1 protein-coding gene (cut by a window edge) is annotated in these 17,241 nt (G+C 70.2%); it reads right to left on the bottom strand.

Annotated features, from left to right (window positions below; all coding sequences use genetic code 11):
• Positions 1–17,241: the 5' portion of a non-ribosomal peptide synthase/polyketide synthase gene (locus FMP39_RS37890; protein ID WP_228557850.1), read on the bottom strand. 28,944 nt of this gene lie to the left of the window's left edge; only the first 17,241 of its 46,185 coding nucleotides appear in the window; its start codon is at positions 17,239–17,241; its stop codon lies beyond the left edge, outside the window.

The raw sequence follows: 17,241 nt of genomic DNA, 5'->3' as shown, positions 1-17,241 counted from the left end.
GAAGAGGTCCAGGCTGAACTCCAGCCCTCCCTCCAGACTCCCATCGCCCAGCTCCATCAGCGACAGGGTGAGGTCGAGCCGAGCCGTGTCCGTGCTGGACCGCATCTGCTCGACCGTAACGCCCGGCAGCGACGGCGGCTGCATGGGCGCGTTCTGCAGGGCGAACATCACCTGGATGAGCGGCGTTTTGCCGCCACCGCGCTCGCCGCCAACGGCCTCGACCAGCCGGTCGAACGGCACGTCCTGGCGCACGTAGGCCGCCAGGGACTCCTCGCGGACGCGCGACACCAGCTCCGCGAAGGTCGGCGCCCCGTCCAACCGGGCCCGCAGGGCCAACGTGTTGACGAAGAAGCCGATCAGGGGCTCCAGCTCGGACTGAGTGCGGTGGGCAATGGGGCTGCCCACGCAGAAGTCCTTCTGTCCCGAGTAGCGGGAGAGCAGGATTTCATAGGCCGCCAGTAGCACCATGAAGAGCGTGGCACCCTGGTCACGAGCCACCTTCTTCAGGGCTTCCGCCAGCTCCGCCGACACCGCGAAGAAATGGCTCGAGCCACGAACGGTGCGGGTCACGGGCCGGCCCAGGTCGCCGTGCAACTCCAGCGCGGGAACCCCGATGAGGTGGCTCCGCAGCTCGGCCAGCTGCGTCTGGATGCCCTGCGACTGCACCCACTGCCGCTGCCACGCGGCGAAGTCCGCGTACTGCACAGGCAGGGGCGGCAGGGAAGTCGGCTGGTTCTGACTGAGCGCGGCGTAGAGCGCGGCGACCTCACGCACCAGCACGCCCATGGACCAGCCGTCCGATGCGATGTGGTGCAAGCACAGCAGCAGCACGTGTTCGTCCGCGTCCAGACGGAGCAGCACGGTGCGGAGCAGAGGCGCGACGGACAGGTCGAACGGGAAGCGGGCTTCCTCCGTCATCCGCTGCCGCACGCGCGCATCGCGAGCCGGCCCCTTGAGCGAGGACAGGTCCTCCACCGGAAGGTCCCAGACCTCTGGCGCCGGCTGGACGTGCTGCGTGGGCAGTCCCTCCGTCGAGGAGAAGGAGGTACGCAACACCTCGTGCCGAGCCACGACTTCGGCGAAGGTGCGCCGCAGCACGTCCACGTCCAGCGCCCCGGACAGCTTCAGGGCGAAGGGCACGTTGTAGACGGCATGGCCCTTCTGGAGCTGCGCCAGGAACCACAGGCGCTGCTGCGAGAAGGACAAGGGCAGCGCCGAATCCCGGGGCACGGGCAGCAACGGAGGCATCGCGGCGCGCGACGCCTGCATCATCAGCGCTTCGATGCGCTCCGCCAGGCCCGCGAGCGTGGGCGCCTCGAACAGCGTCCTCAGCGGGACCTCCACGCCGAGCGCCGCGCGGATGCGCGTCACCAACTGCGTGGCCAGCAGCGAGTGGCCTCCCAGTTCGAAGAAGTCGTCGTGAGGCCGCACCCGCTCGACGTGCAGCACCTCCCGGAACAACGCCGCCAACTGCTGCTGGAGCAGGGGCAGATCCGCCGCCTGGGTGTCTTCGGTGGGCGACAGGTCCGGAGCTGGAAGGGCCTTGCGGTCCACCTTGCCGTTCGGAGACAGGGGCAGGGTGCCCAGCACCACCACGGCGTTGGGCACCATGTACTCGGGGAGCCGCTGGCGCAGATGCTCTCGGAGGGACGCGGTGTCCACGTCCTCCGGTGTCACGTAGGCCACCAGCCGCCGGTCCCCTGGGATGTCCTCGCGCACCACGGCAATCGCCGTCTCCACCGCGGAGTGATTGCGCAGCGCGGCCTCGACTTCACCCAGCTCGATGCGGAAGCCCCGCAGCTTCACCTGGAAGTCCACTCGGCCCAGGAACTGGAGCGTGCCGTCCGCCTGCCAACGCGCACGGTCTCCCGAGCGGTACAACCGAGTCCCCGGAGGCCCGAAGGGATTGGGCACGAAGCGCTCGGCCGTCAGCGCGGGCTGGCCCAGGTAGCCCCGGGCCAGTCCGTCGCCGCCGATGAGCACCTCACCCGGGACACCCACGGGCACGGCCTGCATCGCCGAATCCAGCACGTACACCTGGGTGTTCGCGATAGGCCGTCCAATGGAGACGGAGTCACCCACCGCGTCGCCCGGCGCCATCCTGTGGCACGCGGTGAAGGTGGTGCTCTCGGTGGGGCCGTAGCCGTTCACCAGCCCCACGCCCTGCGCCAGCCGCTCCCGGACGCGAGGCGCCGGGAGCACGTCACCACCGGCTAGCAGTTGACGCACCGTGCCCAAAGCCTCCGGCTGGTGCTGCTGCATCTGCTCGAAGAGCGCCGCCGTCAGCCAGAGCACCGACACCTGGTGTCGCACCAGCGCCTGTCCCAGTTCCGCCAGGTCCGGCGTGCGCTGCGGGTAGAGCACCAGTCGCGCCCCGTGCAGCAACGCGCCCCAAATCTCCAAGGTGGACGCGTCGAAGGCCAGCGGCGCCAGTTGCAGCACCACCTCCGACGGCCCCAGGTCCACGAAGCGAGAGCCGATGAGCAGGCGCACCACGCCCCGGTGCGGAATGGCCACGCCCTTGGGCATCCCCGTCGAGCCGGAGGTGTAGGTGATGTATGCGAGCTGCTCTGCGCCCACCAGCCCGCCCGTCACGGGCGTCGAAGGCTGGCGCTCAATCCGCGCCCATTCCTCATCCAGAACCACGATGAGCTGCGAACCGGCGGGCAGTTCGTCCTCCAACGCGGACTCGGTGAGGATGGCGGCCACACCCGAGTCCTCGGCCATGAAGGCCAGCCGCTGCGCGGGGTACGAAGCGTCCAGCGGCACATAGGCGCCGCCCGCCTTGAGGATGCCCAACAGGCCCACCAGCAAGTCCAGGCCCCGGTGCAGGAAGACGCCCACGCGCGATTCGGCGCCAATGCCCAGCGAGTGCAGGTGGTGCGCGAGTTGGTTGGAACGCGCATCCAGCTCCGCATACGTGAGCGTGCGCCCCTCATGCTCGACAGCGATGGCCTGCGGAGTCCTCAGCGCCTGCTCCGTGAAGAGCGAAGGCACGGTCGCATCCACCGGATAGGCGGCCTGGGTGGCATTCCAGGCCGAGAGCACCTGCTGGCGCTCCTGGGCCTCCATCATGGGCAGCGCACTGAGCCGCTGCGAACCGGCCCCATCCACCACCGCCGACAGCAGCACCCGCAGGTGCTCTACCATTCGCCTGGCGGTGTCCGCGGTGAAGAGGTCCTGGCTGTATTCCAACTGGCCTTCCAACTTGCCGCCGCGCGCCCTCATCGCGAGCGTCAAGTCATACCGGGCCGTGTCCGTCGCGCTCGGCAACACGTCGACGTGGAGCCCCGGAAGCGACGGCGCTTGGATGAGGTCCGAGTTCAGGAGCACGAAGAGCGTCTGGAACAGCGGCGTCCTGGACAGGTCGCGCTCACCGCCCACGGCATCCACGAGCTGCTCGAATGGCACGTCCTGATGGGCGAAGGCGCCCAGGGCCTCGTCGCGGACACGGGTCACGAGCTCGGCGAAGGTTGGATTGCCGCTCAACCGGCAGCGCAGCGCCAGGGTGTTGACGAAGAAGCCAATGAGCCCGTCGAGTTCCGGCCGCGTGCGATGGGCCACCGACGTGCCCACGCAGAAGTCCGTCTGCCCGGAGTAGCGAGCGAGCAGCGCCTGCCAGCCCGCCATCAGCACCATGTACAACGTGGCGTTGTGGGCCGAGCCCACTCGTTCCAGGCCAGCCACCAGCTCCGCGGACAGCGAGAAGAAGTACGAAGTGCCCTTGGCGCTACTGACCGCGGGACGCACATGGTCGGTGGGCAGCTCCAACGTGGGAGCGCCTTCGAGCCGCGAGCGCCACCAGTCCAGTTGCGGCGCCAGCGCCGGGCCCTCCAGTACGCGCCGCTGCCACACGGCGTAGTCCGCGTACTGCACCGTCAGCGCTGGCAATGGTGACTCACGGCCCTGCGACAGCGCCTCATAGAGCGCGGCCACTTCCCGCACCAGCACGCCCATGGACCAGCCGTCCGAGATGATGTGGTGCATGCACAACAGCAGCACATGCACGTCCGGCCCAGTGCGCAGCAGCACCGTGCGCAGCAGCAGGCCCTGCTTCAAATCGAAGGCGTGGTGAGCCTCTTCGGCGATGCGGACCTGCACGGCCGCGTCACGGGCGTCGGGCTCCAAGCCGCTCAAGTCCTCCACGGGCAGCGGCCATTCGGCGGGCGCCGGGTGGATGCGCTGGACCGGTTGACCTTCGCGCGTCACGAAGGTGGTGCGCACCGCTTCGTGACGGCGGACCACTTCCAGGAAGGTGCGCCGCAGGGACTCCACATCCAACTGTCCCGTCAGCCGCAAGGCCGCGGGCATGTTGTAGGTGACCTGTCCGGGATGCAGTTGCTCAATGAACCACAGGCGGCGCTGAGCGAACGAGACGTCGAAGGTCGCCTCGCCCTGGGCCGGCCGGGGCAGGGGCTCCAAGGGAAGCAAGGTGCCGGTCCGCGGCGCCGACTCCAGGCGCGCTGCGAGGCGCGCCACGGTGGGGGCCTCGAAGAAGGTACGGAGCGGCAGGTCCACGCCGAGCTGCGCGCGCAGCCGGGTCACGACCTGGGTGGCCAGCAGCGAGTGGCCGCCCATGAGGAAGAAGTCGTCGTTCAGGCCCACGCGTTCCAGACCGAGCGCCTCGCGGAACAGGGCCGCCAGTTGCTGCTCCAGCTCCGTTCGAGGCTCCACGTAGTCCGCCGCTCCCAGACCGAGGTCCGGAGCCGGCAGGGCCTTGCGGTCCACCTTGCCATTCGGCGTCAACGGGAAGGCGTCCAATCCGACGAACGCGGACGGGACCATGTAGTCCGGCAGATGCTGGTGCAGGTACTCACGCAGCGGAGCCACATCCGCCTGCGGGGGAACGACATACGCCACCACGCGATTGCTGCCGGAGGCTTCCTCGCGCACGACGGCCGCGGCCTCGGCGACAGAGGGATGGGCGCGCAGCACGGCTTCGATTTCACCCAGCTCGATGCGGAAGCCGCGCACCTTCACCTGGTGATCCAACCGGCCCAGGAACTCCAGCACGCCGTCCGGACTCCAGCGGACGCTGTCACCCGTGCGGTAGAGCCGGGCTCCGGGGGTGGCGCTGAACGGGTGAGGCACGAAGCGCTCGGCCGTGAGGTCCGGGCGGTTCAGGTAGCCGCGCGCGAGGCCCGGTCCTCCCAGGCACAGCTCACCCGGCACGCCCACTGGCACGGGACGCAGCGCCGGGTCGAGGACATAGACCTCGGTGTTGTCGACGGGCCGGCCAATGGGGACGGAGCGGCCCACGGAGTCCCCAGGCGACAGTGTGAACCGGGTGGCCATGGTGCTGCATTCGGTGGGCCCGTAGCCGTTGGTCAGGGAACCACCCCGCGCCAGCCGCTCCCGCGCACGGGGGGCTGGCATCGCTTCGCCGCCCATCAGCAGGTTGGGCACTCGCGCCAGGGCCTCGGGTTGGTGCTGCTGCAACAGGTCGAAGAGCGACGTCGCCAGGACGAGCCACGACACCTTGTGCTCGACGATGAGCCGGGCCACCGCGTCCGGCTCGGGCGTACCGGGCGGGTACACGACGAGCTTGCCGCCGTGCAGCAGCGTGCCCCACAGCTCGATGCTGGAGACGTCGAAGGCCAGAGGCGAGAGCTGAAGGGTGACTTCCTCGGGCGCCTGGGTCAGGAAGCGGGAGCCCTCGCTCAGCCGCAGCAAGCCCCGATGCGGCAGGGCCACGCCCTTGGGCGTTCCCGTGGACCCCGAGGTGAACGTGGCGAACGCCAGTCCCTCTGGGAACACGGGAACCTGCACAGCCTCCGGGGACTGACGGGCGATGTCCGCCGCATCCGCGTCCAGCGCCACGACATGCCACGGGCCGTCCTCGAGGGAGGGCAGCAGCGACTGCCACGTCAACACCGCGGACAGACGCGCCGTCGAGGTCGCATGCTCCAGGCGCTTGACGGGCCAGGACGGGTCCAACGGCACGTAGCAGCCACCGGCCTTGAGTGCCCCCAGCACCCCGATGATCAGCTCCAACCCGCGCGCCGCGCACACGCCAATGCGGGCCTCCGGCTCCAGTCCCAAGGACACGAGGTGCCGGGCCAACTGGTTGGAACGAGCGTCCAGCTCCGCGTAGGTGAGCGAACGGCCTTCAAAGGTCACCGCGATACGCTCCGGCGTGCGCCGGGCCTGCTCCATGAAGCGCTGATGAACGGTGGTGTCGGCGGGGTAGGGCGCAGCCGTGTCGTTCCAGGCCACGAGCACTTCGTGGCGCTCGGCCTCGCTCCACAGCGGCACCGCGCTGATGCGGCGTGAAGCGTCCTCCACGACCCCCTCGAGCAGCCGCTGGAAATGCTCCACGATGCGGCGCGCGGTCTCCGGTGTGAATAGGTCGAGGCTGTATTCGAGCTCGCCTTCCAGGCGCCCGCCGCGCTCGACCAGCAACGCTGACACATCGAACCGGGCCGTGTCCGTGCCCGTGCGCAGCACGTCGACAACCAGGCCCGGCAGCGTGGGCGGCTGCATGGGCGCGTTCTGGAGGACGAAGGCGGCCTGGAACAACGGGGTGCGCGACAGGTCGCGCTGGCCCCCCATCACCTCCACCAGCCGGTCGAAGGGGACGTCCTGGTTCGCGAAGGCCGCCAGGGATTCCTCGCGGACTCGCGCCACCAGCTCATCGAAGCGAGGATCGCCGTCCACGTTCGCGCGCAGGGCCAACGTGTTGACGAAGAAGCCGATGAGCCCTTCGAGCTCGGGCCGGGTGCGATGGGCCACCGGCGTGCCCACGCAGAAGTCCGTCTGCCCGGAGTAGCGAGCGAGCAGCGCCTGCCAGCCCGCCATCAGCACCATGTACAACGTGGCGTTGTGGGCCGAGGCCACGCGCTCCAGCCCAGTCACCAGGGAAGGCGGCAGCGTGAACGTATGCGTGGCCCCGCGCAGCGTGCGCACCGCCGGACGCGGGTGGTCGGTGGGCAACTCCAACGTGGGAGCGCCCTCGAGCCGCGAGCGCCACCAATCCAACTGCGGCGTCAGCGCCGGGCCTTCCAGCACACGCCGTTGCCATGCGGCGTAGTCCGCGTACTGCACCGTCAGCGCTGGCAGCGCGGCCTCACGGCCCTGCGACAGCGCCTCATAGAGCGCGGCCACTTCCCGCACCAGCACGCCCATGGACCAGCCGTCCGAGATGATGTGGTGCATGCTCAGCAGCAGCACATGCACGTCCGGCCCCGTGCGCAGCAGCACCGTGCGCAGCAGCGGGCCCTTGTCCAGGTCGAAGGCACGGTGGGCCTCTTCGACCATGCGGGCCTGCGCGACCGCGTCACGGGCGTCGGGCTCCAAGCCACTCAAGTCCTCGACGGGCAGTGGCCACTCGGCGGGCGCCGGGTGGATACGCTGGGCCGGTTGACCCTCGCGCATGACGAAAGTGGTGCGCACCGCTTCGTGGCGGCGGACCACTTCCAGGAAGGTGCGCCGCAGCGCCTCCTCGTCCAACCGCCCCTTCAACTGCAATGCCGCAGGCACGTTGTAGGTGAACTGTCCGGGCTGCAGTTGATCCAGGAACCAGAGCCGCTGCTGCGCGAACGAGACGTCGAAGGTCGCCTCGCCCTGGGCCGGCCGGGGCAGGGGCTCCAAGGGAAGCAAAGTGCTGGTTCGCGGCGCCGACTCCAGGCGCGCGGCGAGGCGCGCCACGGTGGGGGCCTCGAAGAAGGTGCGGAGCGGCAGGTCCACGCCAAGCTGGGCGCGCAGCCGGGTCACGACCTGGGTGGCCAGCAGCGAGTGACCTCCCAGTTCGAAGAAGTCGTCGTTCAGGCCCGTGCGTTCCAGGCCGAGCACCTCGCTGAACAGGACCGCCAGTTGCTGCTCCAGCTCCGTTCGGGGCTCCACGAAGTCCTCAGCCCCCAGACCGACGAGGTCCGGAGCCGGGAGTGCCTTGCGGTCCACCTTGCCGTTCGGAGACAGGGGCAGCGTGCTCAGCGCCACCACGGCGTTGGGCACCATGTACTCGGGGAGCCGCTGGCGCAGATGTTCCCGGAGGGCCGCGGTGTCCACGCCCTCAGGAGTCACGTAGGCCACCAGCCGCCGGTCCCCCGGGATGTCCTCGCGCACCACGGCAATCGCCGTCTCCACTGAGGAGTGATTGCGCAGCGCGGCCTCGACTTCACCCAGCTCGATGCGGAAGCCCCGCAGCTTCACCTGGAAGTCCACGCGGCCCAGGAACTGGAGCGTGCCGTCCGCCTGCCAACGCGCACGGTCTCCCGAGCGGTACAGCCGAGCACCCGGAGGCCCGAAGGGATTGGGCACGAAGCGCTCAGCCGTCAGCGCGGGCTGGCCCAGGTAGCCCCGGGCCAGTCCGTCGCCTCCGATGAGCACCTCACCCGGCACACCCACGGGCACCGCCTGCATCGCCGAATCCAGCACGTACACCTGGGTGTTCGCGATAGGCCGTCCAATGGAGACGGAGTCACCCACCGCGTCGCCCGGCGCCATCCGGTGGCACGCGGTGAAGGTGGTGCCCTCCGTGGGGCCGTAGCCGTTCACCAGCCCCACGCCCTGCGCCAGCCGCTCCCGGACGCGAGGCGCCGGGAGCACGTCACCACCAGCGAGCAGTTGACGCACCGTGCCCAAAGCCTCCGGCTGGTGCTGCTGCATCTGCTCAAAGAGCGCCGCCGTCAGCCAGAGCACCGACACCTGGTGCCGCACCAGCGCCTGTCCCAGCTCCGCCAGGTCCGGCGTGCGCTGCGGGTAGAGCACCAGTCGCGCCCCGTGCAGCAGCGCACCCCAAATCTCCAGGGTGGACGCGTCGAAGGCCAGCGGCGCCAGTTGCAGCACCACCTCCGACGGCCCCAAGTCAACGAAGCGAGAGCCGATGAGCAGGCGCACCACGCCCCGGTGCGGAATGGCCACGCCCTTGGGCATCCCCGTCGAGCCGGAGGTGTAGGTGATGTATGCGAGCTGCTCTGCGCCCACCAGCCCACCCGTCACGGGCGTCGAAGGCTGGCGCTCAATCCGCGCCCATTCCTCATCCAGAACCACGATGAGCTGCGATCCGGCGGGCAGCTCATCCTCCAACGCGGACTCGGTGAGGATGGCGGCTACACCGGAGTCCTCGGCCATGAAGGCCAGCCGCTGCGCGGGGTACGACGCGTCCAGCGGCACGTAGGCACCGCCCGCCTTGAGGATGCCCAACAGGCCCACCAGCAAGTCCAGGCCCCGGTGCAGGAAGACGCCCACGCGCGATTCGGCGCCCAGGCCCAGCGAGTGCAGGTGGTGCGCGAGTTGGTTGGCCCTCGCATCCAGCTCCGCATACGTGAGCGAGCGCCCCTCATGCTCGACGGCGATGGCCTGCGGAGTCCTCAGCGCCTGCTCCGTGAAGCGCTGATGAACGGTGGTGTCAGCGGGGTAGGGCGCAGCCGTGTCGTTCCAGGCCACGAGCACTTCGTGGCGCTCGGCCTCGCTCCACAGCGGCACCGCGCTGATGCGGCGTGATGCGTCCTCCACGACGCCGCGGAGCAGCCGCTGGAAGTGCTCCACCATGCGGCGCGCGGTCTCCGGAGTGAACAGGTCGAGGCTGTACTCGAGCTCGCCCTCCAGCCGCCCGCCACGCTCCACCAGCAAGGCGGTCACATCGAACCGGGCCGTATCCGTGCCCGTGTGCAGCACGTCGACGACAATGCCCGGCAGCGTAGGCGGCTGCATGGGCGCGTTCTGGAGGACGAAGGCGGCCTGGAACAACGGAGTGCGCGACAGATCGCGCTGGCCGCCCAGCACCTCCACCAGCCGATCGAAGGGAACGTCCTGGTTCGCGAAGGCCGCCAGGGACTCCTCGCGGACTCGCGCCACCAGCTCATCGAAGCGTGGATCGCCGTCCACGTTCGCGCGCAGCGCCAAGGTGTTCACGAAGAAGCCGATGAGCCCTTCGAGTTCCGGCCGGGTGCGATGAGCCACCGACGTGCCCACGCAGAAATCCGTCTGCCCGGAGTAGCGCGCGAGCAGCGCCTGCCAGCCCGCCATCAGCACCATGTACAACGTGGCGTTATGGGCCGACGCCACGCGCTCCAGGCCCGCGACTTGCTCCGAGGACAGCGTGAAGAAGTGCGAAGCGCCCCTACCACTACGGACCGGGGGACGCGCGTGGTCGGTGGGCAGCTCCAGCGAGGGAGCGCCTTCGAGGCGTGAGCGCCACCAGTCCAGTTGCGGCGCCAGCGCCGGGCCTTCCAGTACGCGCCGCTGCCACGCGGCGTAGTCCGCGTACTGCACCGACAACGCGGGCAGCGCGGCCTCTCGCCCCTGAGACAGCGCCCCGTAGAGCGCGGCCACTTCCCGCACCAGGACGCCAATGGACCAGCCATCCGAGATGATGTGGTGCATGCACAGCAGCAGCACATGCTCGTCCACGCCGGTGCGCAGCAGCACCGTGCGCAGCAACGGCCCCTTCTCCAAGTCGAAGGCGTGGTGGGCCTCTTCGGCCATCCGGGCCTGCACGGCCGCGTCGCGGGCCTCGGGCTCCAGGCCGCGCAGATCCTCCTCGGGCAGCGGCCATGCAGCCGGCACCGGGTGGATGCGCTGGGCGGGCTGGCCCTCGCGCGTGACGAAGGTGGTGCGCACCGCTTCGTGACGACGGACCACTGCCAGGAAGGTGCGCCGCAGAGCCTCCACATCCAACGGTCCGGTCAGCCGCAGGGCCGCGGGGAGGTTGTAGGCAGCCTGCCCGGGGTGCAGTTGCTCCAGGAACCAGAGCCGTTGCTGCGCGAAGGACGCCGCCAGTCCTTCGTCAGCGGACGGACCGCGCTCCAGCCGGACCAGTGCCGGGACACCCGGTGCGTCGGCCCGTTGGACCTGCGATTCGATGCGCTCCGCCAGACGGGCCACGGTGGGCGCGTCGAACAGGGTCCGCAGCGAGATCTCCGTGTTGAGCTGCGCGCGCACGCGCACGACCACCTGCGTGGCCAGCAGGGAGTGGCCCCCCAGCGCGAAGAAGTCATCGTTCGCGCCGACTCGGGACTGGCCCAGAATCTCACCGAAGATGCGCGCCACCTTCTCCTCGGTGGGCGTCCGGGGCGCGATGAAGGCGTCCGCGGCGCCCAGGCGCTCGGCCTCCGGCGCGGGCAGTGCCTTGCGGTCGACCTTGCCATTCGGAGACAAGGGAAGGGCGGGCAGCACCACGAAGGCCGAGGGCACCATGTGCGGCGGCAGCTTGTCCGCCAGCGCGTCGCGGAGGCGGCTCACCGCCTGTGCACTCCGAGCCCCGCGCAGCGGATCGCTGGCAAGGCCATCCCAGGAGGTGACCTGCTTGGGTTCGGGGGACAGGTCGAGCGTGCCCACCTCATCGGGGCGCGCGAACACCACGTCCAGCGCACCATCCCGGTGCGCGGAGGCCCAGCTCACCCGAACCTCGTAGCCGAGCGCCGAGCCGAGTACGTACAGTTCCTCCGGCTCCACGCCGCGGGGCCCCGGCCAGTCATGCAGGGCCTCGCGAAGACCCGCCACCGTGGGCGGAGGCGTGGCGGACAGCAGTTCAACGAGCCGAGTAGACGCCAGGACTCGCGCGTTGGGGAGCCCCCGCACGGCCAGCAGTCCGGGCCGTGCGCTCAGTTGTTCGCGCAGTCCGTCCAGGGTGAGTCCGGCGCCGGCCACCCAGTCCGGCTTCGTGCGCCGGGCGGGAGTCTTGGCGGCGTCGCCGACGTGGAGGATGACCTCGTAGCGGAAGCGGCTGAGCTCGTTGTCGTAGCGCCCGCGCTTCGGCAGCACCTCCACGCGCTGGATGCCCGGGATGCGCTCTGGCAGGGCGGTGAAGAAGGCCGGGGAGAGGACCAGTTCCTTCTCCGCCAGGATGTCGCGCTGGACGCGGTAGGCGAACTGGGACGTGGCCACGGGGCCCGCGGTCCGATGCAGGCGCACCGAGGCACGGAAGGCTTCGAGCAGCTCCAGGCTCCGCACGTCGCCCAGGAACACCCGGCCCCCCGGCTTCAGGACGCGCACGGCCCCGCGAAGCACGTCGAGCAGGAACTCAGGGCTGGAGAAGTACTGGACGACGGAGTTGATGACGACTGTGTCGAACGAGCCCGGCTCCAGGCCCGAGAAGTCGTCCACGCTCCGGTGCAGCAGGTGCACGGAGTCGAGAGCACCGCCCATGCGCTCACGCTGGCGCTCGATGCGGTCCAGGGCAGGCCGGGCGAAATCGACGCCCCAGTAGGCCTCGCAGCGAGGCGCCAGCCGGTACAGGAGGAGGCCGGTGCCGCACCCCAGCTCCAGCACCCGCTTGGGCTGGAAGCTGAGGATCTGCGCCACGGTGGTGTCCACCCACTCACGCATCTGCGAGGGCGGCAGCGACTCGCCGGTGTAGCTGTCCTCCCAGCCGACGATGTTGAAGGTCGGGTCCTCGCTCTCCGTCGTTTCGCGTGCGTAGGCCTCGTCGTAGATGGCCTGCCACTGAGAGGACGCGTCGACCTCCTGCGCCGCCGCATCGTCCAGGACGACGTAGGCTACCAGTCGCTGGTCACCCGTCGAATCCTCACGAGCCAGCACCACGGAGTCGCGGACGGCCCGGTCCGCGGCAAGCGCGGCCTCGACTTCACCCAGCTCGATGCGGAAGCCGCGCAGCTTCACCTGGAAGTCGGCCCGGCCGAGGTACTCCAGCGTGCCGTCCGGCAACCACCGCGCCACGTCTCCGGTGCGGTACAGGCGCGCGCCCGGAATGCCGCTGAAGGCGTCGGGGATGAAGCGCTCCGCCGTCAACTGCGGCCGCTGCCAGTACCCGCGTCCTACCTGCACGCCGCCAATGTGCAGCTCGCCCGGAATGCCCACCGGCGCCGGCTGCCCGTGCGTGTCCAGCACGTACAGCACCGTATTGGCTACGGGGCGGCCAATGGGGACGCGGTGGAAGTCCTCGCTACGAGGGCAGGGCCAGTACGTGACGTCCACCGCGGCCTCTGTCGGCCCGTAGAGGTTGTGCACCCCCACCGGCGCGGGCAGCCGCGCGTACGCCTTCTTCACCAGCTCCGCGCTCAACGCCTCGCCGCTGCACACCACCCGCCGCAGGCTTCCCAGTCCCTCCAGCCCGGGCTCCTCCACGAAGGCGCGCAGCATGGACGGCACGAAGTGCACCGTCGTCACGCCCTCCGCCTTCATCAGCTTCACCAGGTACGCCGGCTCCTGGTGCCCGCCAGGCCGCGCCACCACCAGCTTCGCCCCCGCCAGCAGCGGCCAGAAGAACTCCCACACCGACACGTCGAAGCTGAAGGGCGTCTTCTGCAGCACCACGTCCGTGCCGTTAAGCCCGTACTCCTCCTGCATCCACTTCAGCCGGTTGACGACGCCTCCGTGCGCATTCATCGCCCCCTTCGGACGCCCCGTGCTTCCTGAGGTGAAGATGACGTACGCCAGCGACTCCGGGCCCACTCGCACCGCCGGCTTCGTCACCGGCTGCTTCGCCACTTCTCCCGCTGCGCTGTCCAGGCACACCACTCGCGCGCCGCTGGGCGGAAGCACCGACTTCCACTTCTCGTGCGTCAGCAGCACTGACGCCCCGGTGTCCTCCAGCATCCACCCCAGTCGCTCCTTCGGGTACGCCGGGTCCACCGGCACGTAGGCCGCGCCCGCCTTCAGCACGCCCAGCAGCGCCACCACCATGTCCACCGAGCGCTCCAGGCACACGCCCACCAGCGACTCCGGGGCAACCCCCAGCCCCCTCAGGTGGTGCGCCAGCTGGTTGGCCTTCGCGTCCAGCTCCCGGTACGTCAGCCGCTCCGACTCGAACGCCACCGCCACCGCGTCCGGCGTGCGCTCGACTTGCGCTTCGATGAGCTCCGTCAGCGTGCCGGACGGAGGCGCTTCGACGCGAGGATTCCAGCCGTGGAGCGCGTGCTGCCGCTCGGCTTCGCTCATCAACGGCAGGGTGGTCAGCGGCGCATCCGGCGCCTCCACCATTCCGCGAATCACGTGCTCCAGATGGCTCAGGAGCCGGTCCGCCGTCTCCGCATCGAACAGGTCAGCGGAGTACTTGCAGCCAATCAGCAGGCCTTCAGGGCGGTGCGTCGCCTCGAAGGTCATGTCCAGCTCAGCCGTGTGGTTGTCCACCAGGGACACGTCGAGCGTCAGCCCGCCGCGAACGGACAACGCGCGCGGCAGCTCGTAGTCGTCGAGGATGAACCCCACGTTGTACAGCTCGCGCCGCTCCGCCCCAGGCTGTTGCACGGCCGCGAGAATCTGCTCGAACGGCACGTACCCATGCGCGAGCGCCCCCAGCATCCGCGACTTCACCTCGGAGAGCATGTCCGCGGACGTCGCGGCTTCGGGCAGGCGGACCCGCAACGGGATGAAGTTGGTGCAGTCGCCCATCAGCTCGCGAGTGCCCGCCGCGTCACGGCCGGAGATGACGGTGCCCACGACGAAGTCGGACTGGCCGCTCCAGCGGTGCAGCACCGTGGCCAGCGCGGACATCACGCTCATGAACGGCGTGGCGCCCTGGCGCCGTCCCAGCGCGTGCAGCCGGGCCATGAGAGACGCGGGCAGCAGGCGCAGGCGACGAGCACCGTGGACGGACAACCGCTGCGGCCGGGACCGATCGGTGGGCAGGGCCAGCAACTGGGGCGCGCCGGCCAGCGTCTCCTTCCACCACGTCAGCTCCGTGGTGAGCGCATCCGGCGTGAAGTACGCGCGCTGCCACGCGGCGAAGTCCCCGTACTGAAACTCCGGCTCCGCCAACGGCGACGGCCGTCCCTCCACGAACGCGCCGTACAGGGCCGCCAGCTCGCGCATGAACAGCGCGACGGACGTGCCGTCCACCACCAGGTGGTGCAGGACGGTCAGTAGGACGTGGTCCTCCGGCCCGAAGCGCAGCAGGGAGCACCGCACCAGCGGGCCTGCCTCCAGGTCCATGGGGCGTTGCGCATCGAGCACTGCCTGGGCTTCCAGCGTCGCCTGCCGCGCGTCACCGCTCACGCTCGTGAAGTCCAGGCACGGCAGGGAGACGGGGCCCGCCGCCTGTACGCGCTGAAGCAGCGCGCCATCGCGGGACGCGAAGCGGGTGCGCAGCACCTCGTGCCGGCGCAGCACCTCCGACAGGGCCCGTTCCAGCGCCGCCACGTCGAGCGTCCCGCGCAGCGTCAGCGCCACCGGAATCTGGTTCGACGTCCAGGATGGGTCCAGTTGGAGGAGGTACCACAGCCGCTCCTGCGTGAAGGACGCGGGGGTGGGCGCGTCACCAGCGGGACGGCGCTGGAGCGGGGGCAACCGGCGCCCCGTGCCCTCCGCGGACACGGACTCCGCCAGCGACCGCAGACTCAGGTCCTGCAACAGCGCGGCAATGGAGACGCGCACCCCCAGCCGCTTCTCCACGCGGCCCTGGAGGTCGGCGGCCCCCAGCGAGTCCAGGCCCAGCAACGTCAGCGGCGTGCTGGCGTCCTGTCCCACGGCCTCGGCGCCGAGCACCGCCACCAGCTCCTCACGCAGCGCCGTCTCCAGTGCCTCCTGGGAGAGCGCGGGCTGGATGGCCGGAGCGGGCGCGGGCGGGGACGCGGGCCCCGAGATGACACCCGTCCCGCTGCGCCACACGATGGGCAGCTCGCCGGACACCAGGGCGGCACGGCAGGCGAAGCGCTGGATCTTCCCGCTCGACGTCTTCATCACCGAGCCCGGCGGCAGCAGCGCCAGCGTGTGCGGCTGGACCTGAAGCTCCGCGACAATGGCCTTCCGCAGCGCGTCCGCCACGGCGCCCAGCGCGGCCGGGTCCGAGCCCTCCGCCAGGTCTCGCGACACCTCCGCGACCACCGCCAGGGCCTCGCCCTCCGGAGTCTCGATGGCGAACGCCGCGATACAGCCTGGACGCACCTTGCGGTGGGCCCGCTCCACGATGCTCTCCACGTCCTGCGGATACAGGTTCCGGCCCCGCAGGATGATGAGGTCCTTGCGCCGGCCGGTGACGATGAGCTGCCCGTCCTCCAGCAGCAGCCCCAGGTCGCCGGTGCGCAGGTACTTCGGACCGGCCTCCGCCCCCACCGGGACCGCCTGGAAGATGTCCACGCTGTCCTCGGGCTTGCGCCAGTAGCCCTGCGCGACGCTTCCACCGGAGACCCAGATTTCGCCCACCTGGCCCGGCGCACGTGGCACGCGCGACTCCGGGTCCACGATCAGCAGCCGCTGCTCGGCCAACGTGGAGCCGCAGCCGATATGGGGCCTCGAACCCTCGGAGCCGGGCTCGACGCGGACCGCCTGCCCGCGGCCCAGCGCGGCGTCCTGCAGGACGTGCACCCGCGGCACGCGGCCCTTCTCCTCACCGGTGACGATGAGCGTGCCTTCGGCCAGGCCGTAGCAGGGGTAGAAGGCCTCGCGGCGGAACCCGCTGGGCGCGAACACCTCCGCGAAGCGATCCAACGTGGCGGCGCGAATGGGCTCCGCGCCGCAGAAGGCCAAGTCCCAGGCCCGCAGGTCGAGCGCCTGGATGTCCTCGGGCGTGGCCCGCCGCGCGCACAGCTCGAACGCGAAGTTGGGTCCACCGCTGATGGTGCCGCCATGCCGGGACACGGCCTCCAGCCAGCGCATGGGCCGCTGGAGGAAGGACATGGGCGACATGAGCGTCACGGGGAAGCCCGCGAACAGCGGCTGGAGGATGCCTCCGATGAGGCCCATGTCGTGGTACGGCGGCAGCCAGATGACGCCCGAGCTTTGCGGCCCCGTCTGGAAGGCGCCGGCAATCAGCCCCAGGTTGTGAATCAGGTTCGCGTGGCTGAGCATCACGCCCTTGGGCGTGCCCGTGGAGCCAGACGTGTACTGGAGGAATGCCAGCGTCTCCGGGCTCACCTGGGGCTCAATCCACGACGACTCACCGCCCGCGGGTAGCTCATCCGTCGCCAGCCACTTCAGCGCCCGGAAGTCCGGAGCCTGTTCGAAGACGAAGTCCGCGAGCGAGAGGATGCCGGACGTGGTGAGCACCACCGTGGCCTCGGCGTCCTGGATGATGGCGCGAAGGCGGGGCAGGGTGCGCTCCAGCCGCACCGGGTCTGGCGGATAGGCGGGCACCGCCACCGCACCCGCGAAGAGGCAGCCGAAGAAGCCCGCCACGTAGTCCAGCCCCGGCGGGTACAGCAGCAACACACGCTGGCCCTGCGCGCCCTGTGCCTGCAACAGCGCGCCGATGCGCGCCGCCTGCGCGTGAAGCTCCCTCGCGCTCAGCGAGGCTTCCTCACCGTCTGAATCGCCGAGAAAGGCGTACTGTTTCCGGTGCGCCGTCTCGCTGAAGGCGCGTTGGGTCAGGACTTCGAGGAGGGTTCGCGGAGTCTCGTGCAT

This window comes from Myxococcus sp. AB056, assembly GCF_006547365.1.
GTDB lineage: Bacteria > Myxococcota > Myxococcia > Myxococcales > Myxococcaceae > Myxococcus > Myxococcus virescens.
This window is presented reverse-complemented; position numbering and strand designations above follow the sequence as displayed.